The organism is Empedobacter sp. UBA3239 (assembly GCF_002362875.1).
GTDB classification, from domain to species: domain Bacteria; phylum Bacteroidota; class Bacteroidia; order Flavobacteriales; family Weeksellaceae; genus Empedobacter; species Empedobacter falsenii_B.
The window spans coordinates 7,783-8,354 of sequence record NZ_DEVJ01000066.1; the positions used below are offsets into that span (position 1 = coordinate 7,783).

Consider the following 572-nt stretch of genomic DNA (forward strand, 5'->3'; position numbering starts at 1 on the left):
TATGTCGATTATTCGATTGCTCCGCACGCAAACCTGTAATCCAAACTGATGCTTCTTTTAATGCACGATTCAAAGGAATTACTTTTCTGATATAGCAACATTGTTTTCTCAAATCAACCGAATCGTAAAAAGGATTAATTCCATTTTCTTCAACAAAATTTTCTAACTCCTCTGTTGGTGGATAAAATGGTTTAATCTTCGCTTGATATTTAAATTCTGTTTTGTTCCACGTATTGTACGTTTCCTGAAAAACACGACCTGTATCTAAAGTAAAAATCTCAATATTGTCTAATTTTTGACTTAAAATAGCATGAGAAATAACTTGATCTTCGAAACCAAAACTTGTCGAAAAAACTATTTTTTCTTTAACGTTGTTATTCAAAAACAATAATTTTTCTTCTAAACTTACTTGTCCTGTAACTTTTTCTAATATCTCTTTTAGTTGATTCATTTTCTTATATAATATCTATAGTTTTTATAGAGTATTTATTTTTAACAAATGTATTAATTCCAATTTTCTAAAACAACACTAATCTCGACTAATTTTATAGATATAATACCCGTTGTGCATT

At 27.8% G+C, this 572-nt stretch carries 1 protein-coding gene; it reads right to left on the minus strand.

The window, feature by feature from the left end:
• Positions 1–451 (minus strand): phosphoadenosine phosphosulfate reductase family protein (locus tag B4G36_RS09935; protein ID WP_291063734.1); only part of this gene is annotated, 451 nt, incomplete at its 3' end.
• Between the last annotated feature and the right edge of the window lie 121 nt (positions 452–572).